At 52.5% G+C, this 25,822-nt stretch carries 23 protein-coding genes; 20 read left to right on the forward strand and 3 right to left on the reverse strand.

Translation table 11 applies throughout. From position 1 onward, the window contains the following. Positions 1 to 39 precede the first annotated feature (39 nt). Positions 40 to 990: a DNA replication terminus site-binding protein gene (locus AQ621_RS00555; RefSeq protein ID WP_058339828.1), complete on the reverse strand. Its 951-nt coding sequence runs from the start codon at positions 988 to 990 to the stop codon at positions 40 to 42. A 601-nt stretch (positions 991 to 1,591) separates the two neighbouring features. After that, positions 1,592 to 2,140 (reverse strand): hypothetical protein, encoded by a 549-nt coding sequence (locus AQ621_RS00565; RefSeq protein ID WP_058339830.1) that lies wholly within the window; start codon positions 2,138 to 2,140, stop codon positions 1,592 to 1,594. 128 nt (positions 2,141 to 2,268) lie between these two features. Between AQ621_RS00565 and mobH the strand changes: the two genes are divergently transcribed. From mobH to traN, 17 genes are all read left to right on the forward strand, one after another. Beyond that, on the forward strand, positions 2,269 to 4,689 hold the full coding sequence (gene mobH / locus AQ621_RS00570) for a MobH family relaxase (RefSeq protein WP_145840218.1): 2,421 nt from the start codon (positions 2,269 to 2,271) through the stop codon (positions 4,687 to 4,689). A gap of 2 nt (positions 4,690 to 4,691) precedes the next feature. Further along, positions 4,692 to 6,590 (forward strand): conjugative transfer system coupling protein TraD, encoded by a 1,899-nt coding sequence (gene traD, locus AQ621_RS00575; protein ID WP_227508187.1) that lies wholly within the window; start codon positions 4,692 to 4,694, stop codon positions 6,588 to 6,590. Then, positions 6,590 to 7,120, forward strand: a complete 531-nt coding sequence (locus tag AQ621_RS00580; RefSeq protein ID WP_058339832.1) for a hypothetical protein — start codon at positions 6,590 to 6,592, stop codon at positions 7,118 to 7,120. The genes traD and AQ621_RS00580 overlap by 1 nt, the downstream gene beginning before the upstream one ends. Beyond that, positions 7,117 to 7,746: an IncC plasmid conjugative DNA transfer DtrJ family protein gene (locus AQ621_RS00585; RefSeq protein ID WP_058339833.1), complete on the forward strand. Its 630-nt coding sequence runs from the start codon at positions 7,117 to 7,119 to the stop codon at positions 7,744 to 7,746. The genes AQ621_RS00580 and AQ621_RS00585 overlap by 4 nt, the downstream gene beginning before the upstream one ends. Before the next feature lie 82 nt (positions 7,747 to 7,828). Next, positions 7,829 to 8,113, forward strand: a complete 285-nt coding sequence (gene traL / locus AQ621_RS00590) for a type IV conjugative transfer system protein TraL (RefSeq protein ID WP_058339834.1) — start codon at positions 7,829 to 7,831, stop codon at positions 8,111 to 8,113. Positions 8,114 to 8,128: 15 nt separating this feature from the next. After that, positions 8,129 to 8,701, forward strand: a complete 573-nt coding sequence (locus AQ621_RS00595) for a TraE/TraK family type IV conjugative transfer system protein (protein WP_058339835.1) — start codon at positions 8,129 to 8,131, stop codon at positions 8,699 to 8,701. 8 nt (positions 8,702 to 8,709) lie between these two features. Next, a complete protein-coding gene (locus AQ621_RS00600; RefSeq protein WP_058339836.1) occupies positions 8,710 to 9,768 on the forward strand; it encodes a TraK domain-containing protein in 1,059 nt (352 codons plus the stop codon). Then, positions 9,768 to 11,060, forward strand: coding sequence for a TraB/TrbI/VirB10 family type IV secretion system protein (locus tag AQ621_RS00605; protein WP_058339837.1), 1,293 nt, complete (start codon positions 9,768 to 9,770; stop codon positions 11,058 to 11,060). The genes AQ621_RS00600 and AQ621_RS00605 overlap by 1 nt, the downstream gene beginning before the upstream one ends. A gap of 65 nt (positions 11,061 to 11,125) precedes the next feature. Then, a complete protein-coding gene (locus AQ621_RS00610) occupies positions 11,126 to 11,872 on the forward strand; it encodes a thioredoxin domain-containing protein (protein ID WP_145840219.1) in 747 nt (248 codons plus the stop codon). Beyond that, the gene (traV, locus tag AQ621_RS17200; RefSeq protein WP_082640796.1) at positions 11,869 to 12,453 is read left to right on the forward strand and encodes a type IV conjugative transfer system lipoprotein TraV; all 585 of its coding nucleotides are present in this window, start codon (positions 11,869 to 11,871) and stop codon (positions 12,451 to 12,453) included. The genes AQ621_RS00610 and traV overlap by 4 nt, the downstream gene beginning before the upstream one ends. Before the next feature lie 30 nt (positions 12,454 to 12,483). Further along, positions 12,484 to 12,828 carry a TraA family conjugative transfer protein gene (gene traA / locus AQ621_RS00615; protein ID WP_145840220.1) on the forward strand — a complete coding sequence of 115 codons (345 nt, stop codon included), beginning with the start codon at positions 12,484 to 12,486 and terminating at the stop codon, positions 12,826 to 12,828. A gap of 60 nt (positions 12,829 to 12,888) precedes the next feature. Next, positions 12,889 to 15,357, forward strand: a complete 2,469-nt coding sequence (gene traC, locus AQ621_RS00620) for a type IV secretion system protein TraC (RefSeq protein ID WP_058339840.1) — start codon at positions 12,889 to 12,891, stop codon at positions 15,355 to 15,357. A gap of 59 nt (positions 15,358 to 15,416) precedes the next feature. Further along, complete coding sequence (locus AQ621_RS00625) at positions 15,417 to 15,731, forward strand: hypothetical protein (protein ID WP_058339841.1); 315 nt, start codon at positions 15,417 to 15,419, stop codon at positions 15,729 to 15,731. A 3-nt stretch (positions 15,732 to 15,734) separates the two neighbouring features. Then, positions 15,735 to 16,220 (forward strand): signal peptidase I, encoded by a 486-nt coding sequence (gene lepB / locus AQ621_RS00630; RefSeq protein WP_058339842.1) that lies wholly within the window; start codon positions 15,735 to 15,737, stop codon positions 16,218 to 16,220. Positions 16,221 to 16,331: 111 nt separating this feature from the next. After that, positions 16,332 to 17,588: a TrbC family F-type conjugative pilus assembly protein gene (locus AQ621_RS00635; RefSeq protein ID WP_058339843.1), complete on the forward strand. Its 1,257-nt coding sequence runs from the start codon at positions 16,332 to 16,334 to the stop codon at positions 17,586 to 17,588. Continuing rightward, complete coding sequence (locus AQ621_RS00640; protein ID WP_058339844.1) at positions 17,581 to 18,582, forward strand: TraU family protein; 1,002 nt, start codon at positions 17,581 to 17,583, stop codon at positions 18,580 to 18,582. The genes AQ621_RS00635 and AQ621_RS00640 overlap by 8 nt, the downstream gene beginning before the upstream one ends. Continuing rightward, on the forward strand, positions 18,579 to 22,481 hold the full coding sequence (gene traN, locus AQ621_RS00645; protein ID WP_058339845.1) for a conjugal transfer protein TraN: 3,903 nt from the start codon (positions 18,579 to 18,581) through the stop codon (positions 22,479 to 22,481). The genes AQ621_RS00640 and traN overlap by 4 nt, the downstream gene beginning before the upstream one ends. A 91-nt stretch (positions 22,482 to 22,572) precedes the next feature. Here the strand turns inward: traN and AQ621_RS00650 are convergent, their stop codons facing one another. Further along, positions 22,573 to 23,214 (reverse strand): hypothetical protein, encoded by a 642-nt coding sequence (locus AQ621_RS00650; RefSeq protein ID WP_058339846.1) that lies wholly within the window; start codon positions 23,212 to 23,214, stop codon positions 22,573 to 22,575. Between the two features lie 297 nt (positions 23,215 to 23,511). Between AQ621_RS00650 and AQ621_RS00655 the strand changes: the two genes are divergently transcribed. From AQ621_RS00655 to AQ621_RS17580, 3 genes are all read left to right on the forward strand, one after another. Further along, positions 23,512 to 24,000: a single-stranded DNA-binding protein gene (locus tag AQ621_RS00655; RefSeq protein WP_058339847.1), complete on the forward strand. Its 489-nt coding sequence runs from the start codon at positions 23,512 to 23,514 to the stop codon at positions 23,998 to 24,000. A gap of 134 nt (positions 24,001 to 24,134) precedes the next feature. Then, positions 24,135 to 24,878, forward strand: a complete 744-nt coding sequence (locus tag AQ621_RS00660; protein WP_058339848.1) for a hypothetical protein — start codon at positions 24,135 to 24,137, stop codon at positions 24,876 to 24,878. 591 nt (positions 24,879 to 25,469) lie between these two features. After that, a complete protein-coding gene (locus AQ621_RS17580; RefSeq protein ID WP_158499514.1) occupies positions 25,470 to 25,628 on the forward strand; it encodes a hypothetical protein in 159 nt (52 codons plus the stop codon). Positions 25,629 to 25,822: the final 194 nt, after the last annotated feature.

The raw sequence follows: 25,822 nt of genomic DNA on the forward strand, positions 1-25,822 counted from the left end.
ATCCATCAAAATGAAGCGCTGGGATCCGGCCGACCAATCTTAAATCTGGTAGACCGGAAACAACCAGGTGACCGGTTTCTCGCACGCCTTCCTGTCGGCTCTTGGTTTGCGTTGTTTTCTCAGTCGCTCATCATACGTCCCGATGGGCTTGATTCTGATCGCGTCTCCTGGGCGCTGGAAAGTGAAGATGGGGGTGTGAGCCTCTCGGAGTAGGGTAGGGGGGCGTTGGCCTTCGGTGCCCTGCGTGTCCTGCCTGAATCTGATGTTCGCTAACGGTCGGACAATCAGCTTACGACGAAAACGCAACTCTGTAGACCTGGACAGAGACGCGACGTGACTCAACTCTGTATTTACCGCGTCATTCCATTGAGATAGAGACACATCTGGCGGTGGATCATTAAGGTAACGCTTCATCTTCGCCAGTAGCTCGTCCACTGTGACCTTCTTGATTTCGGTTTTAATCCCCCAAGTAAATGTGACGCTCTGAATTCGGGGCTGGGGTGGTAAAAGCGTCCAGTTCCGGATTAATTGAAGCGTGATCAGCATCCGATGGTGATCATGCAGGAGCCGGAAACGCTCATCCTGGCTTCCAAGCCGAGGGATCAGATCCCGGATTGTTTGCTTGATGTGGTTGGCCTGCTCGAACAGCCCGCCGATCGTCTCAACACGACAATCTCCCTCGTCCAGCACAACCACTCCCGGCGTTCTGGCGACAGCTTTGGTCGAGTGCTCCCCGTCGCCATACCAATCCGTAAGCGCTTTGAGAGCCAGAGTCAAAGCCTCTTCTCCAGTCAGGTGCTCAACCGGCTCGATGTGTGAGGGCAGATCGGTTTCCGCATCTTTCTTTGGTCTTGGCAGCTGGGAGGCCTGGGCGGCAATCATGGTGCATGCGCGAATCTGATCGCAAAGCTCATTGGCAAGGGCTTCAAGGGCTTCCATGTTTCGCCCGATTTCCTCGATGGCAGCCAGTTGATCCGGCGAATAGCGCATGTCAGCGTCCTACAACGACAATAAATATACCAACATCCTAATAGGTCTTTAACAATAGCGCCAGCCTGAAACCCCGTGCCATAGCAAAGAATAGGGGTATCGCTTCCTCAGCCGCCTATTCAAGAAAATTCAAAAAAACGCGAGAAAAACAAAGACAGTAAAAGGGAAAGCCCAAGCTGTGTGCGACACCTGGGCCGCGCCGAACTCGGAGTTGGGCTCGCCAATCAGGAACAGGGGATAAGTGGATGTTGGTATATTTTAGAGGTGAGCGACACAGTTTCTGTGCCGCTGCGATGATCAGTTAAATAGACTCAAGGGCTAGTATGGCAACGGTTTCCTTGCAATTGGTGCAAGGGCAGGGGGTTGCCGAAGCGATCGCCAAGGCCGCTTCGGTCACATTACGGAAAGGCTCAACGTCAACGTGTTCCGCAGAGGAGAATGACCAGCCGTTCTGCAAGCAGACAATGATGTGCCCACTTTCCTTACGCTCGTCATCCCAAAAGAGAATTCGCCGAGCCAAATGATCTGGGATGTACCGGGGAATCCCGGTACCGTCACACATTACCGCTTCAGGAAGCTGTAAAGACGACATGGCAAGCTCTCATTTAAGCTGACTGAAGGCTTCTCTTCGATTACACCAGTCTTCGAACATCGAAGGCATCTCAGTGGTCATAACCAGGAAATAGTCACCATCGGTCATGCTCTCAAGGTCGCCCCTGCACAGCCTGTCCCATGCAGACTCTTTGCGCGTCAGCGGCCGGTCAAGCGAAGCTGGCTCCTCATCCGGTTCTGCTGCGCTTTCGGCCTGTGGTTCGACGGCAGGCGGTGCTGGCTGCTCGATAGGCGCTGTCACGGGCGCTTGATTATCGTCGAGCTGGCCGGCAATCGTGATCAGATCAGCGTCGTCCCAGGAGGGCTTGAACGTCACGGTACGCCCATCAGGCAGCACCACATGCTCATAACCGGACTCATAGACGACAAACGACTTGCGATCCTCGAAATAGGACACACCGTAGTCGACATCTGGTAATGCGGTATAACGGACAGGCTCCACCGTTACGGCGGTAGGCGACTTGCTGGACACCCCAGAACACCCGGACATCACAGCTACAACCAGGCATGCAGCCCCAAAAGAAGTCGTGTTTTTCATCGAAAATCCCTATTGCTTACTTACTGCACAGGCTACCAGCTTCAAATCTCCGATAAGTTCTGAAAGACCCCCATTTTCGGTGCTGTTTCCGAAACCTTTTGCTCATCAGCGGCGGTATCTTATCGGCCATGATCAAATGGCTAACTTCTCTGTTTTCAAAAAATGGCCAGCTTCGCGGCAGCGGAGCTGATGCCAAGCTTAAATTCGAGCCCGGCGGCCTGGCTGCCATGGGTGATATTCCGCGCTACCCGCCGTTTCATGAGGGGTTGCCGAACGCAACGCCCAAGCAGCTCCTGGCGACACAGGAGCGCTTGATCAAACAGATCAAGCATGAGCTGGCCCTGCCGGAGTCTGATTATCAAACGCTGATACCGCCGCTTCTCGAAGCGTTTGCGGCCTACGTCCATCTGCTGCCCGCGTCCAAGAACCACCATCATCGCGGTGCTGGCGGGATGCTCCGTCACGGTCTGGAAGTCGGCTTGATTGCTACCCGGCGCTTCCACTCCAAAATCATTGATGGGCATGAAACCGGCCAGCGCCGGAAGGTGCTCGAACCGCGCTGGCGGCTCGCGGTGTTCATTGCAGGGATAACGCACGATATTGGAAAGTCGGCTTATGACGTGTCCGTGACGGACATCTCTGGCCGCCTGAAGTGGGATGTCTACACCCAGACGCTCCACGAGTTTCTGACCACCAACAAGCTCGATCGCTATTTCGTTGGCTGGCGGAAGAACCGCGAACACAAGATTCACGAAAAATTCAGTCATCTGCTGACCATGAAGGTTGTTCCGCCACACGTATTCTCCTGGCTGAACGATGGTGACCCGAGGATCATCTCTGCCATCCACGAAACGATCTCCGGGCATCAACCCAAAGGATCGGCCCGCGTCATGTATGAGCTGGTCATGCAGGCTGACCAGACCAGTGTGGCGGAGGATGTCAAAGGGCAGAAAATCTCCGAAGGCGAAGATTCAGTCGCGGTACCGGTACCCAAGTATCTGCTGGATGCGATGAAGCGACTGATCGAAAGCGATCAATGGCGAGCGAACAAAGAAGGGCAGCCGCTTTGGGTAACCAAGCAAGGCATTTTCCTGGAATGGGACAAGGCGGTTAAAGATATCGTCAACCTGCTGGAAAAGGATGGCACTCGCGGCATCCCCAAAAGCCGCTCAACCATAGCGGAGTCGCTCGCGGACTTCGACTTGATAAAGCTGCATGAGGATGGCGAGGGAAACCAGACCTATTATCGCCACATCGCGCCCGAACCCCTTGAGAAGCATGGTATCGATCTCACTGTCCTCACCGTGGTTGAAATCAACGGTGAAGGCGTCCTGTTTGACGATATTGCCCCAGCCAAGGTCGCTGTAGCCGTTGGTGAGGCTGGAATTCAGGCGAGAAAGGAAGAGCTCGAACAAGCGAAGCTGGAGGAGAAAGAAGCTCGCAAGAACAAACCCAGCCCACTGAAGGAAAAGCTACTGAAGCAGGGCGTGTCTGTACCCGTCCTGGAGTCGACTGAAAACCAGGATAAAGCGGCTAGTACAGACGAACCTGCCCCTGCTAAGCCTTCAACGGAACAAGAGGAACGCAGCGACAGCCAAACGCCAGAGTCGGAGGTAGACAGCCAGAAACGCCATGGCGACAACGATGGCAGCCAGACCGGCAAAGAATCTGAAGCCATTGACCAGGGCCCGTCCAGCGAGTGGCTAAACGCTTACGGCGATAAAGGCGACGTTCTCAAGGCGTGTTTTGTGCCAGGGCCAAATTCGCAGGCCATGTTTGTTGACGATGAAATACTGCTGCCTTACCCCGCCGGCATGGAGATCTACGGTGACGCTAAAAGCGAAAAGCTCGCGCTGATCACTGATCTCCTGAAGAAAGACTCCATGCTGTCAGCAAAGGCCGTCCAAAAACGTAAGGTCGGCAAGAAAACGCTGTCGGTATTGGTTATCGGCGGCGAGCTTGCGAAAAAGCTGGCAGAGCTCGGTACCGCTCAGGAGCGTGAGGATACACCTCCAAGCGCCCCTGAACCGAAGCCGACTTCTTCCAAGCAGACAGCCAAGCCTGATCCAAAGCCGGCACCTCATCGCCCTCAGCCAGAACCAGAGGCTCCAGTTGCCGAAAATGAGAGCGCACCTACGGGGGATGATTCACCGGAGAAATCCAAGCCAAAAGCCAACCCTCCAGCAAAGGAAAAGCCGGCGGCAAAACCAAAGGGTGGCCAGAAGGCAGCGCCAAAAGCACGTAAAAGGGCAGCCAAAAAAGACACGCCGCCACCTATGCCAAAGTCTTTGGCGGACAAGAAGCCCGCCCGGTCGCCCGTTATCGATACCATGATGGCCAGTTTCCGAGACGTTAAGCCTGAAATTAAGAAGGTCGATGGGGAAGGCGGTATCTGGATCCATCAAAACGATGGACTTGCCTGGTACCAAAGCGAAGTGGACTCATCTTCGTCTTATTTGTCGTTGATTTCAGCTCTGCGTCGAACCGATGTTCAAACGAAAACAATCGATAAAGAAACCTATTTATTTGTTCCGGATAGTGAGGTGTAACCGTGTCTAACCCTGACTACGAAATGCCGTGGCGGCCTCCATTTGAGGCCTACTCCATGCTGGCCTGGATCGCCAGCACGGGGGTCTGCTTTGCGATCGCCCATTACGGCTCCCTGCCATCAGGGCCATTCTACTACGTGAGCGCATTTGCTTTGTGCATGGCGGTCTTTCAGGGAGTGCAGGCGTACAAGCACATGAAGGTGAAGCGAAATCTGTGCGGTAAAGAACTCACCTTCATGGACATTGAAGATCTCTACAAAAAAGTGACCAAGCCCGGAGCCAAGTTCAACGAGAACCTATGGATCGGAAAGGGTTTCGAATGGGGGCAGAAGCACGCCCAGCGAGTGTATGAGATCACAAAGCGCTCGATGGAAGAGGACATTGATAAGCAGGTTGTCAAAAAGTTCGGCGCTGAGAAGGCGAAAAAAATGATGGGCAAGCCCTGGATTCACGGTGTCGAGCCCAACGAACAGGATCTTGTTATTCCAACAGACCATCTGAGTCTGCATACCGTTGTATTTGGAACCACTGGGGCCGGTAAAACTCGCCTGCTCGACTTGATCGTTTCACAAGCAATTTTCAGAAACGAAGCAGTAATTATAATCGACCCCAAAGGCGATAAGGAATTGATGTTAAACGCTTTTCGGGCTTGCAAGATAGCCGGGAAGCCCGAAGCATTCATGACTTTTAACCCTGCCTACCCGGAACAATCCGTCCGGATTGATCCCATGAAAAACTGGAACCGGTCGACCGAACTGGCATCACGGGTGAAAGATCTCATCGTGTCCGACGCGGACAATGATCCGTTCGCACAGTTCAGTTGGATGGCGATCAACAACATCGTGCAAGGTCTGATCGAAACAGGTACCAGACCAAACTTCCGCCGCCTACGGCAATACATTGAGGGCGGCCCGGCCAAGCTGCTGGCCAGGGCCCTGGCAAACCATTTTGATGACTGCGTGCCCAACTGGCGTACAGCGCTGGCATCCAAGCTTCAGAAGGCAAAAGATGGAGAGGCTGAGACTCGCATTCTGGTGAGTTTTTATGTCAACCATGTTCAGGAGAAGCATCGCAAACAGTCGCTCGACGGCTTGTGCAAAATGTTCCAGCACGAGAAATCGCACTTCAGCAAGATGGTTGCCTCTCTTGAGCCGATCCTGAACCAGCTCACTTCCGGTGAGCTCGGAGATCTATTGTCTCCAGACGAAGAAGACATCCACGATATTCGCCCGATCACGGACTCATCCAGGATTATCAACAGCGGCCAAGTTGTCGTAGTCGGACTCGACAGCTTGAGTGATTCGACCGTTGGATCGGCGATCGGCTCGATATTTCTTGCTGACCTGACGGCCGTGGCGGGTGACCGATATAACTACCCGGTGAGCAATCGCCCAATTAATGTGATCGTGGATGAGGCGAGCGAGGTCATCAATAAGCCATTGATTCAATTGATGAATAAAGGTCGGGGGGCAGGTTTTCGGGTAACAATTTGCAGTCAGGCATACCCCGATTTTATTGCTCGAATGGGTGATGAATCCAAAGCTCGACAGGTCATTGCGAACGCCAACAACCTGATTGGTCTGCGCACAAAAGACGATCAAACCCAGGAGTTCATCTCTGCACCCATGGGTGACACGATTATCCGCCAGATCATGCATACCCAGAACACCAACGCCATCGACAACGCAAACCCGACCAGCTTCTCCGGTGGGTACGGTGAGCGATTGATTGAGACGGAAATGCCGCTGTTCCCGCCCGCCCTGTTGGGCAACTTGCCAAACCTCGAATACATAGCCTCGTTCTCAGGGGGGCGGATCAGAAAAGGAAGGCTTCCCATCATCCAAAGCAACATTGAAGTGTCCCTGGATGATCAGGTCTGGATGACAGAGCGAGAAATCTGATGCACAAAATTATCAACCAGGAATACAACGCCAAGCTGTTTTCTAAAGCCGTCAAAGAATCCCAGACAAGCAGCTTCCGAGCCGAGTGCAAGATGGCATTCCCAACCATCGATGGGATTTTAATGCGGGCAGCGGCCCTATTGTGCGTGCAAGAGAGGGAAGGGGAGCCATACCTGCATTATGTCCTCAGAGAGATGCGTGCCTCCTACCGCTCGGGGAACGACTTGTGGTTTGAAAGGAAGATCACTATGCGGGTGTTCTACGAGCTGCTCTTGAAAGAAATCAAGAGGCACACCCTCCTTGGTGCATGTTATGAAATCGCGCTTGGCAATGGTCAGATATGGTCGTATCCCGCTCATGGCCCCCTTCTCAACTGGGTCGATGATATCCGATCGGTCTCAAGCGGCCCGATAGTGAAATGGGTGTCTGACGAGGACGCTCAGCAAATTATGGGTTTTTTGCTCGAAGAGGATGATCTCAGAATGCTCGATGTCCCGGTAAAACAGAAGCTCAAAGGGGTTGAAGCATGACGAAAACACGCATATTGGTCTGGGTTATCGCCTGGATATTGCAGATCATTTTGGTCGGCGTGATGCTGCCAAGCGACTTCCTTCAAAAGCAGATCGAAAATGAACGACGAATGATGGCGGATTGGATGGGGCTCCCGGCCGTAAACAAGTTGGTGACGCTATCCAACGAGTCGTTCGACAATAATTTTGTCAACACTGGGATTGTGGCAGCCAGCTATCGAATAGTGCCCTCAAAGGATGAGATTGCCAGGTCAGGAGGCATCGAGGATCTGGGCGGGCAAACATGGTCATATGTCGAAGGCCGGCTTGAGCTGTTTTGGCTCACGGTATATCAGGCCATACAGAGAATCAAAACCCTGGCTTTATGGTTCCCATACTTGCTTCCCCTGATGATTCCTGCGGTCATTCACGGCATGTGTGTCAGGGCGATCAAGAAGGTCTCGTATGGATACGCAAGCCCAGTTCTATACCACTCCGCAGGCCATGCCCTTGCATTGGTTCTCATGCTGCCTCTGTTCTACGTAACCTCCCCGATCAGCATTCATCCGATTGCGATCTTCTTTTGGGGCGTAGCGGTATCTATCACCATCGTCGTGATGACATCCAACGTACAGAAGCAGATTTGAAAGAAACACCCCCGCAAAGCTGAACCTTTCGCGAACAAAACCTCCTGGATTCTAAGTATCTTTTGGGTTCAGGAGGTTAGATATGAGTGAACCGATAAAAGTCCCGAAATATGTCGACGAGCCTCGAATCGTTCTGAAATGGACGATCGATGAGGTGATGACGTTTTTCACTTTGTTTTTGGCCGGCTTCATGGCCGATATCCCTTGGTTGGGTGTGCTCCTTGGCATCGTTGTCTCGTCTGCCGTGCGCAGAATGAAGAACACGCAACCCAAGGCTTTTATGCTCCACGCCGGTTATTGGTTCGGCTTCCCTCTCAAGGAAACTCGAACCATCCCCAACCGCTTCGATCAGCACTTTACAAAGTAATCAGTGAGTCAGTGAATGGAACTTAAAAAGCTGAAGCAAACCTGGTCTGAACTGCGACTTGAGAACCTGATACACAGGTTCTCGCTGCCAGTCCTCGCGATTGCCCTGGTGGTGTCGATCAGCATGGCCGCGAACAAAGATCCGGTTGTTGTTTTTTCCCCGCCCGAAGTCTTCGAAAAAATGGAAGTGGGCTATAGCCATGCCAGCGAAAGCTACAAGCTGGCCATGGGGCTGACGTTCTCAGCGATGCTGGGGAATGTTCACGCGGGAACCGCCAACTTTTATCTCGACACTCTGAGCCAGGTCATTCATCCGTCAACATTCCGGGAAGTGAAATCTCAACTGGAGTCGGAAATTCAGCGGATCAAGAACAACGACCTGTCCATCAGCTTTATTCCCAGATCAACCGCCTATTGGCCTGACACAAACCGCGTTGTCATTTATGGACAGCGAGAAACCCAAGGCCGAGGCGACAGGGGGTTCCGGGAAGAAATCACCTACGAAATGGAAATAGAGGTGCAGAACTATCGACCACAAATTACTGCTTTCCGGACTTATGAAGGAAAGCCTGAGCGTGATGTGAGGTAAGGATTTTTATGAAGCGGTCAATTCTAGCAAGCCTTGTTGCAGCATCGTTGATGAATGCAACGCCAGCCAACGCGGAGCCTCTCATCGCAGCTGCGGATCTCCCTGGGATCCCGCTGTCTGTAACCGACCCTGTCCGTAAAACGGCACCTCCGAAAGCGAGCAATGCAGGGAGCTCAAGTACACCTTCGTCTCAAGCAGAAAGCTCCAAGCCAGTAGAAGCGCGAGTTAATTCCAGTCGCTTAAACAGCGAGCTTCGCAAGCTTCAGGGGGAATTGCTCTCAGCGTCAGGTAACGGCAAAGCCACTGAGTCCGAGCAGGCCGGTAACACCGCAACCCCGCAGGGCAGCGGCAATATCGTGATGGAACCCGGCGTCAATGAGATCTTACAGATCAGCCGGGGCCATCCAAACCGGATACTTCTTCCTTTTGAAAATCCGAAAATTCAAACCACCGCAGCAGACGCCCAGATCAAAACGGATGGGTCGGTGGTATTCGTCGCGACGAACTCGACCCGCCCAGTAACCTTGTTTGTGTCTCCGCATGAGAATCCACGCATGGCGTTGTCGCTCACGTTGGTGCCCAGCGCTATGCCTCCCAGTCAATACGAAATTAGCCTCAGTGAAGATGCTATCGGGATTCCGGCTGGGGGGTATTTCATGGGGAATTCGACGGCCGAAAAGTGGGAGAAAAGAGGCAATTACACCCGCGCTTTGGTGGATTTGTTTGAAGAGCTCGCCAAGGAAAATCTGCCGCAGGGCTACAAGCTGAGATCACCTGCGATACAAGACGTTCACACCTGCTTCAGTGGCCCACAAGTCCAGTATGAGGTGGCTCAAGTCGCCGAAGGCCACCATTTGGTGGTTCAGATTCTTGTGGCAACCAATACCGGTAATGAGCCTGTGGAAGTCATTGGAAGCCACTGTGCCGCCGAAGGTGTAGTGGCCGCTGCTGAGTGGCCAAACTCGATCCTCGAACCGAGCCAGCAAACAGAAATGTACGTTGCGTTTGAGCGTAAACCCGCTGCTCAGAAGAAGAGTCGTCGACCCAGCGCACTAGGAGGTCGTTAATGGAGCGCGTCAAGAACTATTGGATTGGTTTGGATCCGAAGAAAAAGAAATTCATTGTGACGGGGATTGGCTTGGCTCTCGGGGTCGCGCTTCTTTCAAACTTCCTGTTCAAGGAACCGCCGTCCCGTGCGGATCGCATTACCGCAAGCACCGTCAGCCTGACCGGGGTTAACGAAGATCGGTTCGGTATGGAGGCGCTGGAACGCCGTATTCGCCAGGCAGAACAGCGCAACGAGGAGCTGGAAAAGGAGGTGGCCAAAGCATCGGAAGCCGAAGAGCTGCGGAAAGAATTCAACCGCATGATGCAGGCGCAGCAGAAAACCATTGAGCGGCTAGAGCGGCAGCTTCAAACAGCGAAAGACAATCCATCTACCGTAGAACCGGGCATGTCTGAGACAGAAATCGCCGCCATGCTGGAAGATGCCAAAAAGGAATGGCAGCGAACTGCGGCGGCCGAAGGCAAGACTGCCGGTTCGGGCAGCAAGGAAATCTGGGATGACGAAAAGGCATTCCAGGTGCCTGTACGGCCAGCGTCTGGTGTTGACGCAGCACGGAATCCTCAAGCCTCGGAGCAGGCAGAGCCTCCGTTCAAACTGATCACGATCGAGCCAGAGGTCAAAGAGAGCAAGACCGCTGATCGAGATTCTCGGCGAACCCCTCAGTATCTGCCAGCCGGCTCCATTATTAGTGGGGTTTTGGTCACCGGTCTGGATGCGCCGACGAATCAGGAAACCAGGGCAGAGCCTCACCCTGCGCTAATCAGAATCAAGCATGACACCATCATGCCGAACTTCTACACCAGTGACTTTTCCGAGTGCTTTGCCCTGGTGAGCGGCTACGGAGAGATGAGCAGTGAGCGGGCCTATCTGCGATCAGAGGTATTGTCCTGCATCGACAACGACGGCGTAGCTGTAGAAGTCCCTCTGAAGTCATTCGCTGTGGGTGAGGACGGGTCTGCCGGTGTTCGAGGCAAGTTGGTTAACCGTGAAGGCAAGCTCATTGCCCAATCCCTATTAGCCGGAACCCTTTCCGCAATGTCTCGGGCCTTTGGCTCTACACCCATTCCGCAAATCGTGACCAACGATACCGGCGGTGTGCAGCCGTTCCAGCAGAATCTGTCGTCTGACGCCCTTCAATCGGCAGGTGCGAGAGGTGTAGGCGAAGCGCTTGATCGAATCGCTGACTACTACATCGACCTCGCTGACCAGATTTTCCCGGTACTTGAGATCAAAGCCGGACGCGAAATTGACCTGGTACTGACTTCCGGGATTGAAATCGATTTTCAGCAATAAAACAGCCCCGAAATTGGCCACCTTTCGCGAACTAAATGGTGGAAAGTCTCTTTAGGATAGAGCTCATGAAAACATTACATCTCAGAAACATAGCACTGATTGCAACGATGGCCACCGCCCTAGGGGTCTCTCATGCTGCGATCGCAAACTCCAAAGAGTCGGTCGAGCTGCCGGTTAAAGGTGGCATCTTCCTTCACAAGCTCGAAGACGGCCAGACCGTTCTGATGAGTGGTGACGGTCGCTTCGTAATACCGGGCCGCTTTGTCGATCGAGAACAGGGTATGGAGGTAATCGCATCCATCGACAAAGCGAAAGAGCTTTATTCTGAGGGTGCCTCCGTAACCGGTACAAATCGTTTGGAACAAGTAGCTTCACTCATCGATCGAGTGGTTAGTACAGACATGCTCAAGTACCAGGTTGGCGAGCAAGATGGCAATAAGGAAGAAGTCGTGGTCTTTATCGACCCACTTTGCCCCTACTGCCACCAAATACTGAAAATGCAGCCGGAGCTGACAGACGAGTACGTGTTTGTGAACGTCGTAATCCCGCTGCTCGGCCCCCGCAGTGACAACTATGTAAGTCAGCTTTCCTGTGTAGAGCCTGACACGCTGGGCGAGGTCATTCTCTCCCGCAACATGAGCCCGGACGTTACCGACGCTTGCCGCGACGAAGAAGAGGCTGTCGCTCGCAGAACCGCGAACACAGTAGGCATTGAATCCGTGCCGTACACACTCTCGAAAAAAGGCGGCGTGCAACTGGGTGCATTCCGGACGGTTGAACAGTTCAAAGCATTCCTGGAGGGGCGGGGATGAAGCGACTAAGCATTCTTGCACTGTGCGCAGCAATGACCGGTTGTGCCACGACCATCGGAGACCCGGAGTTCAGCTGTAAGGGCTACTCAGAGGCCGGTTATTCCTGCAAGAGCGCACGGGAAGTCTATGAGCTGACCAATGATGCGGCCGGCCCCGTCACCGATCTCGGATATCAGGCAGCCCCTGGGCATCAGCCGGTGCAGACAAGCACTCAAACCAGCACCGTGAGTCCTGGCCACCCGAGGAGCGATGTAGGTGTTCATAGAACCACTGCAAGCAGCGGTCAGCCAGACGCCCCAAAGGTCGTGGTTGTTCCTCATAACGTCAGAGTTCAGTCACCAAAGGTGTTAACCGGCCCCACGCCCATCCGAACACAGGCGCAAGTGATGCGCGTTTGGATTAACACCTACGAAGACAATGCCGGAGCGCTGCATTCCCCGCAGCTCGTTTACAACGAGATTGTTGAGCGGAAATGGCGATTCGGTAACCAGGCAAAAGATCGGTCATCAGAAACCCCTGTTGTTCGATCTTCGCGCACGGCCCGCTCAGCGGGATCACAACCCACGCCAGTTGGCGAATAAATCAATCCAGAAGTAGAAGAGGAAGTGTCTATGTCAGTCATGACAAATACGTTTGAAGGAATGAGCGCCCAGACCAAGCGCACGCTGGCGTACGTTGCAGCAGCCGTAATGGTGCTCTTGTTTATGGTGATGCCGGACATCGCTTGGGCAGGTGATGAGGGCGCTGAATTCGACGAGATCTGGGAGCTGCTGGAAGGCTGGGTGCAGGGTACCCTCGGCCGGATTATTTCCCTGATCATGATTATCGTGGGTGTCGTTTACGGTATCCGGCAACAGAACATCATGGCCTTCGTAATGGGCCCGGCTGCCGGTATTGGTCTCTACTACTCGCCCTCTATCATTCAAGGCCTGGTAGGCGCTGGCATCGCCCTGTAAGCATCAAGTGTATAAGGGCGGCTTATGTCGCCCTTGTTTTTTTCTGGAGATAACGAAAGTATGACCTCGATCCTGTCTCGTCGCTCAAGCCTTATGGCACACAGCAAAATCACTAAGCTGTTGCCGGAAATCGGCTACTCATCGGAAGATCAGTTGTTTTATCTGGAGGACGGATATTTAGGGTTCGCACTGAAAATGACCCCGCTTTCCGGTGCCGACGAGTCAACGCTTGATCAGCTTTCAGGCGTGCTGAGCCAGGATTGGCCAAAAGGTTCGTTCCTGCAAATGAACCTCTTTTCCTCGCCCGACATCTATCATGTGCTGAACCAAATGATGGCAGGTCGAGATGAGAAAAACCCGACCATTTACCGCTTCTCAGAAGAGCGGGCAAAGTTCTGTGTGGAAGGTACCAAAAAACCGTTGGCATACGAAAACAACGCGTTGGTCAGGGATCATGTGATTGTACTGACGGGCAAGATCCCTTGTGGCAACCCGCCAACCGAGAAAGACATGAAGCGGACGATCAAGCTGGCGTCTGCCATCAAGAGCGCCCTGGAGTCCATCAGCTTTCGGCCAGAGATGATGACCGGCGCAACCTATGTGCGCTTCATGCAAACCATCTTTAACTGGGGCGACAACGCGGAGTGGCGAAGAACATCACTCGACAAGACGTATGACCCTCGAATTTTTGTCCGGGATCAGTACATCGATTCGACCACGGACATCGAAGTGTCTGCCGACCATCTGCGTTTCGGTGAAAAATACGTTAAGACGCTCAGCGTAAAAAACTGGCCGGATTACGCGTCACTGGGCATTCCCGCCAACTACATTGCCGATGTCAAAACCGGACAACGTGGTTTGAAGGGCACCTTCATGATCACCGCGACGATTCACTTCCCGGATCCGGAAAGTTTGCGTCAGAAAATGACTGGGCGGCGGCAGTGGGTGATCAACCAGGCCAGCGGCCCAATGCTCAAATTCATTCCCCGCCTGAAGTCCCATTACGACTCCTACAATGCGCTGTTTGAGGCGCTTGACGATGATGATCGAGGCGTAGAATTCAATCTGACGCTGACCCTGTTCGAAGACAGCGAAGATGAGCTGGTCAGTGCAACGTCCAACGCCAAGACGTACCTCCGGTCGATTAAAATGGCGATGATGGAAGATCGTTTCTTCAATATGCCCATTTTCTTGAACGCGTTGCCGTTTGGGGCCGATCCGGAAGCCATGATTTCCCTTGGGCGCTACTCTACGATGGCGACCCGGCATGCGATTCGATTCCTCCCTTTTATTGGTGACTGGAAGGGGCACGGGTCACCGCTGATGCTGATGATGTCCCGCAGCGGGCAGCTTATGACGATCGATAACTTCGCCTCGTCAACCAACTACAACGTCGTGGTAGCCGCCGAATCCGGCGCGGGTAAATCGGTACTTTCAAACGAGCTTATCTGCAACATTCTCGGTGTTGGTGGCCGGGTATGGATGATCGACGTTGGCCGTTCCTACGAGAAACTGTGCGCAGAGTTGGGTGGGAAATTTGTGGTCTTCGACGAAGACTCGCAAATCTGTCTCAACCCATTTGATCTAATTAAAGATTATGACGATGAAGCGGATATGCTCGTCGGCTTGATCGAAGCTATGGCCGCACCAACCGAAGGTCTGGACGATTTCCAGATGGCCCAGCTCCGCCGAATTATGCAGGAGCTCTGGAGGGAGCATGGGAACGACCTGACCATCGACAAACTTGCTGCACGGCTTATTCACGAAGGTCGTGCCAACCTCGACAAGGAAACCAGTGAAGAAAAGCGGATTTCCGATATCGGGTACCAGCTGTTCGCGTTCACCAGTCGAGGCGAATACGGCAAGTGGTTTAACGGTAAAAACAACCTGGACATCGACAATCGGTTTGTTGTCTTAGAACTGGAAGAATTGAAATCGAAGGAACATCTACAGCAGGTCGTTTTGCTGTTGCTAATTTATAAGGTACAGCAGGAAATGTACCTGGGCGACATGAATACGCGCAAACAGCTCATGATTGACGAGGCCTGGTCGCTGCTCTCATCCGGGGCTGTCGCCAAGTTTATCGAAGGCGGTTACCGCCGATTCCGTAAGTACAATGGCGCTGCCATGGTCATCACGCAGGGTATCAATGACCTCTACACGAATGAGGCTGGCCGGGCGATCGCTGAGAACAGCGCCAACAAGTGGCTCCTGTCTCAGGAAACACAGGCGATTGACAGTGTTGCCAAAGAGAAACGACTCCCCCTCAAAGAAGCTGGGTATGAGCTCCTGAAAACCGTCCACACGCAGAAAGGCCTCTATTCCGAAATTTTCTTCCTGTCGAAAGCCGGTGCAGGCATTGGACGGTTGATCATCAGCCGGTTCCAGCAGCTGCTCTATACCACCATGGCAACCGAGAAGATGGCCATCAAACGCTACCAGGATCAGGGCTATAGCCTTGTGGATGCGATTGAAAGGGTCATCGCCGATGAGCGAGCTCAAAAAGTGGATGCCCGAAAGGCCAGCTAAACCCTGGTCTATCGGGTGGTACTTAATCTCAGATAATCAACACTCAGGATACGGTAAGTATGGATGATCAAGCCCAAGGTATTCCACGCTGGGGGCAAGCGGTGATTGCAGCAATGCTGGTTGTAATCGGTTTGTTGGCGTATGCGTACATCGACTTGAAAAACAAGATTGACCGGAATGATTCCCTGGTCATCGTTAACACCTCAGAAATTGCAGAATCAATTCGCACCGGGCGCTCAGATATGACGGCCAAAGAGGTTGCGGACAAAGTTCGCATCGTAGTGAACAATCTGGCCAGCGAAGGGAAAGTAGTCATTCGGGGGGAGGCTGTTTGGGCCGCGCCAGACCACCTCAAACTGGATATTGTGGAGTAAGCGGTGAAAGCATTCCTGATAAAAGGCGTTCTGGCATTAGTGATCGTTCTGGGGTCTGGATATCTGTTTTTCGATCGCTTCAAGATCGGGATTGATCCGCAGGTTGTGAGATGTTTCCCCTACACCTTCTACCTGTACGACACGGCACACCAGAACATAGAGCAAGGCGACTACTTCGTGTTTGTTGCCGAAGGTATGGAGCCGGTGATACCTGACGGTCAGTTGGTGGTCAAGAAAGCGGTCGGTGTCGCTGGAGATGTCGTGTCAGTATCCTTAGAAGAAACAACTATTAATGGCGATGCCTGGGAGAACGGGGCGTTAAGGAACCCGAAAGATTTTGATATAGATACAGAAAGTCTTGTTCGGACAACCACAATTCAAGAGGGAGAGTTCTTTGCCATGGGTTCTCTGGCTACATCTTGGGACTCCCGGTATGTTGGAACCATTCGACAAGATCAGATTGTCGCGAAAGCCTTCCCAATCTGGTGATTCACGGAATCTTTTAGGTTAGAAAACCCGCCTGAAATCACGCACCTTTTCACGACAAGGCGCTTCAAAATACCGATAGAGTAGAGCAAATTCCTTTATTCCCGGTATCTCATGAAGCGTCTTTTTCTTAGTCTTTGCCTCTGCTTGCCACTCACAGGATACGCGGACACTGCCGTTCAGAACGCTATCAATGCTGCAAAGCAGGCCCAGGAAATCCAGAAGAACCCCGAAGCCTTTCTCGATCCCTCGACGATCAACGCCTTCAAAAACGTGGAGATACCAGAGTCGGCCATAAAAATGGCCCAATCCATTCAGGCGAAAACACACGATGACCTGAATGAGAAGCTCAAAACCTTCAACTTCATGGGGGCTCAGGTTAATGAGGAAGACGCTGCGGGATCCGGCCCCTTCGGTAGCAACCAGGACAACAATGCCATCCTCAAATCGGATACGGTCACAAGCATCGCATATGTGAGCCTGGGGATGCCTGATGATGTCCTGAAGCAAGTCTTAATGGCTTTGCACGGCCGGGAAAACGCGATAGCCGTTATCCGGGGCCTCGCAGACGAGGATCACAACATCGCTCAAACCATGTTCGCGATCAACGATCGTCTGGACGCGCTCGACCTGAACCATACCCCCAACCTTTATCTCGATTTCACGCTGTTCGACAAGCTCGACATTCAAAGGGTGCCGGTGTTTGCCATCTTCGACGGGGAAGAACCATTGGCCTATGTGGAGGGGTTGCCCAATTTTGAGTGGATTGAAGAGCAGATTGAGGAAGGCAAGAACGGAGGGCTCGGGCAGTTCGGTGCGATGTTTGAGATCGCAGAAGAACACTTCATGGACACCATTGAGCGTCGGTTGAAGACCATAGACTTCGAGGCGCAAAAAGAGCAGGCGATTGCGAACTACTGGATCAACCGGGGCCGAGAATATCGACATCTTCCAAAGGCCCTAGAAACACAGAGCTATTACCTGGATATGAGCATCACGGTCACCGAAGACATTGTGGGCCTGGAAAACCATGTCGTTGCCAGAAAGGGGGATACATTTAACCCGCTGGAGGTTGTGCCATTCAATCGCTACGGGATCATTTTTGATGGTACGGACGAAGACCAGGTGGAATGGGCTATCGAGCAAGAGCGGTTCGCGATCAGCCAAAACCTGGTGCCGGTGCTGATCTTCACGGATTTCGATGTGAAAGGCGATCCGTGGAAGAACCTTGAAGCTCTTCAGAAGCGATTCCAAACCAACCTTGGCCAGATGATCCAGCCGATCAAAGACCGGTTCCAGATCGAAGCGGTTCCCGCCACATTCCAAGCAGAGGAAAAAATGATGAAGATCACGGAGGTTGCACTTGATTAAGAGATTCCTGGTTTGTGCCGGTACTTCGCTGATGCTTTTGGGGGCCATGAATGCAAGTGCCGACGAGGCAGCCGTGAGCGGCTCAACATGCCGAAGCGCCTCCGTGTTCGAGAGAATGTTCACTCAAATCTGTTGGTCGTGTATGACCCCAATACGGCTGACCGGTGTTGATTTTTTTGGCGGCGATGTCCCTTCAAGGGCATCGAAAGACTACTTCTGCCACTGCAACAACAAGCCGGGGTTGCCTTTCAGTACCTGGATGCCAAGAGAGCTCATTGAGGTCGTGAAAGAGCCCGGCTGTTCCCCAACTCTTGGCGGCACCAAGTTGCCGTTTGCCGGAAACGACTGGGGTAACGATAACGGTGCAGCCGGGATGACCGGAAATGACCGAGAGTACCGCAATGTCCATAAGTTCGCGTTCCCCATTGGTGAAATGCTGAACATGGTTGGCGGTTGTCCGATACAAGCAAACGAGCTGGATCTTCTCAACATGACGGAGTGGTATCCGACCTGGCGTGACGACCTGATGGCGGCGATCGTGTTCCCAGAAACGATTATTTTCGCCAACCCGGCCGCCCTGGCGGCATGTGCCGCAGATTCGGCAATGACGGGGTTCGCTGGCAACGAGCCAAGCCGAAACATGTACTTTTGCGCAGGTGCCTGGGGAACGGTTTACCCGATGGTAGGTGGTATTTCTGGCGCTAACGGGAAAGTTGATCAACACGGTCTTCTTGCGACAAGGATGATGGCGTTATCCCATCGATTGATGACCGCCGGGAGCTCGATTGGCGATCGTTGCAGTCGCCCACTGGCATTAACCCTCCCAAGGGATCAATACAAACTCCAGCATTTTTGGCCTGAAGCCCAGTCCGGTGACAACCACTACATCGGCGAGTCCAGTTTTCGTTGGGGCCCCCATCGGGGTAGCTTCGTTAATGACACTCTCAAGATCGTATGGCGTTGGGAAGATTGCTGTTTGAGGCCGGTACAATGAAGAAGAGAATTTCACTTGCCATTGCAGGTTTGCTCGCAGGACAACTGGCGCTGGCTCAAGCCCCGGACACATCCTGGGTTCGGGGCCTGGCCAACGAGTCAAACAACAAGTCTACAGAAGCCTCCCTTTGGGATGGTACCAATGAGCAAGACCAGGAATACCTGTTTGGAAAACCCAGTGACGCGGATAAGAAAGCGTTAAACGACGCCAAAGCCGGTTTTGACAACGAAGAGTTGCTCAAGGATGCGGGTAAGAAGTACACCGCCGATCTTTCACAGAGCAACGATGACGGCGCGTTTCGAGGCGGGTACGGTCTATTTGAAAGCTCGCTGGAATCTGAGCAGGGCACCATCACCATAGACAGTTATGGCTGTGAGATTATCCGCACATCAAATAGTGACATGCTTTACGTCCCGGATGCACCGGTAGGGCAAAGAATCAAGTTTGATGGGCAGCAAACCGCTGGGGAAAAAGGGTGTCAGCCGAGTTACATCGACGCGTTTGGCGCAACCTGCGAGCTGCAAACAGACAAGGTGAGTTGCCAGCAATTTGATAACACCCGTATTGTCCGGGGCAACCTATCGGCTTATAACCGCCATAGGGATTCGTACCATACCTGGACAAACGCCGAGCTGAATAAAATTCCTGAGTGTGGTGAGATCTACACCTTTGAGCGCCGAAACAACCTCGTGGTGAATGGCAGCTTTGAGCAGCCAGGTGCCTACGGCAGCATCTATTACCCTAATGATATTGTACCTGGCTGGACATCGTTCTCCCGTGGTCGTATTGAGATGTGGCGAAATCCTGCCCAAGGAGCGCCAGATGGGAACATGATTGTTGAGTTGAACGAAAACGGGGACAACAACGGGATTTATCAGGATTTGACAGGCCTCGTTCCGGGACAAACCTATCGCATTAAACTTCAGCATCGCGCACTGAAATTTAATGGTGAGAGACTTGATGTAACCGTCGACAACCTGCCGATTGTTAAAGCATCAGGCTTCGGTTCCGCTCGCACGAGCAGCTGGACAGAACACACCGCTCATTTCGTTGCGACCAAAAATTCTCATCGTCTCAGCATTTTTGCAACCAATCCAGGCTCGGGAAAGCACGGTAACTTGCTTGATGATGTCCGAGTGTTTCCTGAATTCTGCAAGAAATACCCTGAAATAGTGGTAACACCGGAAGTTGCCAAGAAAGAGCTTTCACCGTTGTTCCAGGGCGACACTCAGAACAACGTGTGCTGGATTGCCGGCGTAGACGCTGTTTGCACCAAGGATACCCGGCAACGTAATGCAGAACTTCAGGCCATCGCCGATCTGATTGGCTCCCGAGCCGGGGTTGATCAAAAGTTTCTTGAGCTGTTCGGATCCTGTGAAAACCGATCCGTCACAAAAAACGAAAAGATCAGCCTGGGTTACGACAATGAGCAGCGTTGCTCCACCGCAGTGGATCCGACGTTCGACGCTTGCACATTCACTCGAAACATCACCTTTGAACCAGACTCTTTGAGGATAGCGACCAACGAATGGGTTGGATCAAGCCGGTGTGAGCAAGTCATCGCCAATCTTCCAGATTATCAAAATTCATGCTCATTCGACCTGGATCAGCGAACCGGCGACTGCGTAACCGTCGATGGTAAAGAGATTTGTTCCTGTGAAAAATTTGAAGAAGAGACCGGTGAAGAAATCTCGACCTGTGAAGCAGGCTACATCGGTGTAACACCGGAAATGGCCGCTCGGCTGGATCATTTGACCGATGACGACATCGGCATGTGTGCGCCAGTGGAGGAGGGGCTGGAAGCTCAGTATCTCCCTGGGGATAACGATTGTGTCAACGGAACCCTGCAAACTGGACTATATTCATCCTGCACTTTGGACGAACCCGAGCCTGCGCCTGAGATCACACCAGTGCCTCAATATGGTTGCCAGAGCGGATATACACTCAATTCCAGCACGAACCAATGTGAGTTACAGGAATTCAGACAGTGTCCTTCAGGTTGGCAGCCAGGAACGGGCGGTGGTTTCGGTCTTCCGGGTGCTCCTGTAGGGAGCTGTCTGGGGGATCAGACTTATTCAACACAGAGCGCGGCTCTCAATGCAGCTCGAAGCAGGAACCCAGATGGAGCCAGTACACTTGAAATGGTATTTTCAAATCCGAGAAGGTGGAAACCTATAGCCTGGATTCAATACTGTCCTTCGGGTACAACTTTGTCTCCACATGGCAATTACTGTGTGCGTAATACCGCCCCGAGAATTATTACTGGTTATTCTTGCCCAGCACCCAACACCAGTGCATGGTTCTCTTGGACGAATTCGTACAGCTATGTATCAGCAACCCATTCGTGTGAGCTCACAGTTAAGCGTCCAGCAAAAGGCCCTCATTGCCCGGTCGGTGAACCATCAGGGTTGGTGGATATGCAGACTCAGTGGGATGATCCGATGGCGTGTATTTATACGCCGGAGTCTGCGGATATCAACATGCTGATGCCAAAGAAGACAATGGAAATCCTGCTCGCCAGTAATGATGACGATTTCAACGCCATTGTTGCTGCGCAAGCGGGTGATGGGGAGTACACCCCGCCCAGCATCTTCTGTTCGCCGGATTTCTACCCATACACCTACAAAGGTGAAGACTGGTGTGTTGGCTCAGAGCTGATAGAGCCGCTGGCCACTTGTGCGCCTTATGAAGAAATTAAAGCGACTTCGCCGGTCTGGGGCGTCAGCGATGACAAAGTAGTGACAAGGCTTAATATCGGGGAGATTACCTGTGATCTTTATGATCACAATATCTGCGATTCTGAAGGGAATTGCTTCAACCAGGCAGACTTCCCCTACAGCTGTGATGCCCTGGCAACAGATAGCAACTGCCGGTTGTCAGAAATCGAGAGCGCGGAGCAAGCCGAGCACCCACTAGGGGTTTTCAACGCTTATGAAGACCGGGTGTATGCCTGCCGCGTGGAAGCCAATATCGAGGATAACTACACAGAGGATGTTCTCGACTGCGGTGAGCAAGGGATGTTCCAGTGCATCGAAGACAGCTGCTTTGAGTTCGATCCCGAAGCCGATGGCGGGTTTGTCGAGGCTATGGCCCGGCTGGCGATCGTCAACTCCTTGCCGGATGACATGGTTTGCGAAGATCCAGACAACCCAGAGACCTGCGAATTCTTTGCCGGCCGTGAATACAATTGCAGTTATGGTGTCGGAATCGCTCAATTGCTATATGGGTGTTGTCCAGGGAAAGAAGCGCTGCTGAATCCATTCTCCGCTGTTTACAACGCAGCACAGGTGATGAACAAGTCATTGGAAATGGTTTACGAGCGCGTCGAGGCTAATGTTGTTGATTCGGTGGGCTACATTGCCCCGGTGGCTGGGGGAGGCACAGACCTTGCGACATCCAATACGAAAGCCTTTGTGAAAATTAATCAGGCGATATTGGATGGAATCCCACACTGGCTGGTTAACAGCTGTGATTCTGGTGCATCGCTCATCATGAATCACGCGAAGAATGAGCCAGATATAGAGGTCATGCATTACGGCGGCCAATACTGCTCAGAGCGGATTAGTGTTGGTTTGACCAAGATTTGTGTGTCGAAGCGACAGCATTACTGCGTTTACAACACGCCGTTTGCGAAAATCCTGATGGATGGTGCCGCCCAGCAATTTGACATGGACAGGCGCAAAACCGGTTCTGGCGACTTCCTCGATTGTGGCGGCGTTTCCATGGATCAGGTTAGTAACCTGGACTGGTCATTGGTTGACACAGAAAAGCTCGCAGCGATGATGGCTCGAACCAACAATCTGCCACCGTCGAACCTGGACTTTAACTTCGGCGTTCAAGATATGAACGTGGATGAGTTCAAAGACAGAGCTGAATACGAAGTGCCCGGAGGCTGGTAAGAAAAAGGCTCAAATGAAAAAGCCCGGCTGGAAACCGGGCTTTTTTTTGTTTGGCTGAAGCCAAACCAGGAGCGAGTTGTAATTGATGTGATTAGCCAGCTGCTGCAACAGCTTCTGCTTTCGGGGCTTCCTCACCATTGTCATTGTCTTTTTCGGACTTCGACTCGCCAGCTTGATCAGCCGGATCAACCGGATCTGCTGGATTCGCAGGGCCGGATTTATGGAGTGATCGAGAGCGGTTGTAGGTATCGCGCACCTGGTTGGCCAGTTTGATCAGCCGGCGTTGCCAGTCGTACTCGCCACGCAATTTCTGCTTGTCATCGAACTCTTCGGCCAGCCAGAGGCAGTCCAGCATCTTCGCAATCTGATCCAGCTTCAGGATCAGCTGCAAAAACTTACCCCCCATGGGCGATGAGTAAGACACTTCCTGGGTCAGAGGATCGCTGTACTTGGGGGTGGCTGTAATGCCGTTGTCTTCCCGAATTTTCTGAAGGCGAGCCATTTCGCGATCCATGAGCTCATTCATGCCTTCAAACTTTTCCTTGATGGAAGCGTTAAGCTCTTCGGCCTGATCGGAGTCAGCGGATACGATCCGGGCTACGATGGACAGCGAGTACAGATTGCGAAGTACCTCTTCGAAAGTTCGGTTGAAAACTTTCTGAGCGCATGGAGTGTCCAGGGTTACGTTCTGCACCAGCGCTGGACGGCTGATATTGGTTTGGTTTTGGGACATAACACATTCCTCGTAATTTGATGGCTTCATGTGAGGTCATCATCACTATAACGAATGTATATCACGTTCGAGTTCCGAAAAGCCGACCTTTTTCGGGGGGGTTTCAGGTAATCACCGCCGATGATTTGTGCTTAAATAAGTCTTAATCATCCCGTCGGGATGTTAATGCAAGCTCTCTGCTATATGAGAGTCGGGAGAAATCCCACGCCAATAACGGCGGTAACCCCACAGGGGCATTTTGCCCTTGAGGGGTCAGAATGCCCCTTTTTTTTAACCCCTTAACAGAGGAGATCTAAAATGAGGGGCATCAATAAAGTAACTATCCTGGGCCGCATCGGACAGGATCCTGAAGTGCGCTACACCCAAGGTGGAGATCCCGTTGTTACGCTGAGCGTTGCTACTAACGACAGCTACACAAAAAATGGGCAGAAGGTTGAACAAACCGACTGGCACCGTGTTGTCGTCTTCGGACGAATGGCTGAAGTTGCTGCCAACTACGCGAAGAAGGGCGACCCGATTTACGTAGAAGGTAAGCAAAAAACTCGTAAGTGGCAAAACAAAGACGGGCAGGATGTCTACACCACGGAAATTCAAGTAACTCCGCGAGGTGAGCTCCAGTTGCTTGGTAGTCGCTCCAGTAATGGTGCCGGCCAACAGCAACAACAGAGCCAGCCTGCGCAAGGTGCTCAACCTGCTCCCCGCCAACAAGCTGCGGCAAATGCGCCAGCTCCTGGTGGGTACACAAACTATGATGAAAGTTGGGATGATGATGATATCCCCTTCTAACTCATAGCCAAAAGCTATCGTTAAATCATACTTGATAGTCTTAGTGAATAGCCCGCAAGGGGTGTGTAAGCATCCCGGCGGGCCACAAGGCCTCTGGGATGCGTGTTTCTCAACATGAATTCCGAGGAGGCACTATGCCAATTACGATTTTCGGCCCTGATGGGGAAGCCAGTGAATATCTGACTGTCAGCGAACGACTGCCAGAATTCCAAAAACGCTTTCCATTGGACGAAGGGTACCGGGTTATCCGGTCTCATGAGTCCGCAATTGATTTTGGATCGTCAGTCCATAAAATCTGGATTGAAGCGCTCCAGGCTGGCAAGGATCCCGTCCAGTTAGGTCTGCCAAGACTCACCGGAATGGGTGTGATTTTCACGGCAGAACTATACAAAGATGAGATCCTGATTGCTAATGCGTCAGCTTTCAAGAATGTGGCCAACACCAAAGATTGGGAAGCCGGTGAAACCGCATCTTTCCAACGCTTGATGGCTGCAACTGGCCTGGGCGGAAGCGACCTCGATGCGGACGATCAATACGATCGGATCACATCCGGGCTCGAACAACCCAAGCCCCCTCATGAACGCGCTCAATCGAACGCTCCTGAGACAGCTCCCCCCGCTGTTGAAGAGCCGGAGATTCCCGCACCTTCTGATGCTCAAGACGAACCTGCTGGCAAACCAAAGCCAGAACCAAAGGCGCGTCCCAAAGCTGCTCCAAAGGCAGAGATAAGCGACACCGATGAAGAGATCAGGCCGCAACTCCTGAATCAGCTGAATCATGTTGCAGCTCTTGCCGGCGAGCCAGTTCCTGAGGTCTCAAACAACGCTGAAGCGAAGAAAGAGATCAAACGGTTAACGCGCAAAGCACAGAAAGGTTGATTGAGAGCGACACCACCCAAGCGGGTGGTGTCGATTCCCTGAAACGCATAGCACGGGCTTCTTTCTCAGTGTATTCGGGTGCCCTGAGAAAGCAGTCTGCAACGGAATTTACTCGCACCGCGAGTGAATCTCTCGATATTCGAGAGAAGCTACTCGACCACCGAGTAGACAACTCCTCAACGGAGTTACTGGCTCGATCACCGAGCTTTGCTTTGCTCCTCAAAGGAGTTCATTTGCTCGATCACCGAGCCTTTGACTCCTGAACGGAGTTTTGCCTTCCCAACCGGGAAAGGTGGCTATCAGCACTCTTGCTGCTAGTCATTCAGCGCTACCCACGCTGAATTCATTTGATACGGGATGGGCACCCGAATAAGGAATTAATGATGATCAGAGTGATTATGCTTTCTGCGATTGTTTTTGGCGCAACTCAAATGTTCAGCGGACTTCAGGATCAGTGGACTACCGCTGCTGAAGATCGTCACCAGAACATTATGAATGTTGTGAGCAAATAACACGGTTGATTAGTGACTCAGGGTTCCTCCTGAGTCACCCCTGAGAGCCTGGGGGAACGGGTTTTCAGGGGTGACTCAGTTGGAATTCAATAAAGAGGAATTGATCATGAAGGCTATTTTCGCTCTGGTTATCGTTGTCGCTGGTGCTGTTTCTTTCGCTGGTGCCAATGCATCCAGCAATGCGGAAACAATCTTCAGCGCACACCATGATCGTCTTGAGCAGGCTATGAACTATTAAGACGATCGCCGGGGGCTCCTGTTTCAGGGGCCTCCGGCTTACTTCCCACATATTCCTATCAGGACAGCCAGATTAGCCGCGGCTGGCCTGAGCGGTACCGAACCGCACGAATCAACCTGCATCGCAGGTCTGAAAGGTCGCTTGCACCTCAAGCAAGTCGGAGCATGCCGTCCTGGCTGCTTCATCCCATGAAC

Origin of the sequence: Marinobacter sp. P4B1, assembly GCF_001447135.1 — a bacterium.
GTDB classification, from domain to species: Bacteria; Pseudomonadota; Gammaproteobacteria; order Pseudomonadales; family Oleiphilaceae; genus Marinobacter; species Marinobacter vinifirmus.

What these genes read in the sequence shown, in the direction of transcription:
- AQ621_RS00555 (WP_058339828.1), bottom strand. Translation starts at nt 990, where the DNA reads ATGCGCTATTCGCCGGATCAACTGGCTGCCATCGAGGAAATCGGGCGA.
- AQ621_RS00565 (WP_058339830.1), bottom strand. Translation starts at nt 2,140, where the DNA reads ATGAAAAACACGACTTCTTTTGGGGCTGCATGCCTGGTTGTAGCTGTG.
- mobH (WP_145840218.1), top strand. Translation starts at nt 2,269, where the DNA reads ATGATCAAATGGCTAACTTCTCTGTTTTCAAAAAATGGCCAGCTTCGC.
- AQ621_RS00580 (WP_058339832.1), top strand. Translation starts at nt 6,590, where the DNA reads ATGCACAAAATTATCAACCAGGAATACAACGCCAAGCTGTTTTCTAAA.
- AQ621_RS00585 (WP_058339833.1), top strand. Translation starts at nt 7,117, where the DNA reads ATGACGAAAACACGCATATTGGTCTGGGTTATCGCCTGGATATTGCAG.
- traL (WP_058339834.1), top strand. Translation starts at nt 7,829, where the DNA reads ATGAGTGAACCGATAAAAGTCCCGAAATATGTCGACGAGCCTCGAATC.
- AQ621_RS00595 (WP_058339835.1), top strand. Translation starts at nt 8,129, where the DNA reads ATGGAACTTAAAAAGCTGAAGCAAACCTGGTCTGAACTGCGACTTGAG.
- AQ621_RS00600 (WP_058339836.1), top strand. Translation starts at nt 8,710, where the DNA reads ATGAAGCGGTCAATTCTAGCAAGCCTTGTTGCAGCATCGTTGATGAAT.
- AQ621_RS00605 (WP_058339837.1), top strand. Translation starts at nt 9,768, where the DNA reads ATGGAGCGCGTCAAGAACTATTGGATTGGTTTGGATCCGAAGAAAAAG.
- AQ621_RS00610 (WP_145840219.1), top strand. Translation starts at nt 11,126, where the DNA reads ATGAAAACATTACATCTCAGAAACATAGCACTGATTGCAACGATGGCC.
- traV (WP_082640796.1), top strand. Translation starts at nt 11,869, where the DNA reads ATGAAGCGACTAAGCATTCTTGCACTGTGCGCAGCAATGACCGGTTGT.
- traA (WP_145840220.1), top strand. Translation starts at nt 12,484, where the DNA reads ATGTCAGTCATGACAAATACGTTTGAAGGAATGAGCGCCCAGACCAAG.
- traC (WP_058339840.1), top strand. Translation starts at nt 12,889, where the DNA reads ATGACCTCGATCCTGTCTCGTCGCTCAAGCCTTATGGCACACAGCAAA.
- AQ621_RS00625 (WP_058339841.1), top strand. Translation starts at nt 15,417, where the DNA reads ATGGATGATCAAGCCCAAGGTATTCCACGCTGGGGGCAAGCGGTGATT.
- AQ621_RS00635 (WP_058339843.1), top strand. Translation starts at nt 16,332, where the DNA reads ATGAAGCGTCTTTTTCTTAGTCTTTGCCTCTGCTTGCCACTCACAGGA.
- traN (WP_058339845.1), top strand. Translation starts at nt 18,579, where the DNA reads ATGAAGAAGAGAATTTCACTTGCCATTGCAGGTTTGCTCGCAGGACAA.
- AQ621_RS00650 (WP_058339846.1), bottom strand. Translation starts at nt 23,214, where the DNA reads ATGTCCCAAAACCAAACCAATATCAGCCGTCCAGCGCTGGTGCAGAAC.
- AQ621_RS00655 (WP_058339847.1), top strand. Translation starts at nt 23,512, where the DNA reads ATGAGGGGCATCAATAAAGTAACTATCCTGGGCCGCATCGGACAGGAT.
- AQ621_RS00660 (WP_058339848.1), top strand. Translation starts at nt 24,135, where the DNA reads ATGCCAATTACGATTTTCGGCCCTGATGGGGAAGCCAGTGAATATCTG.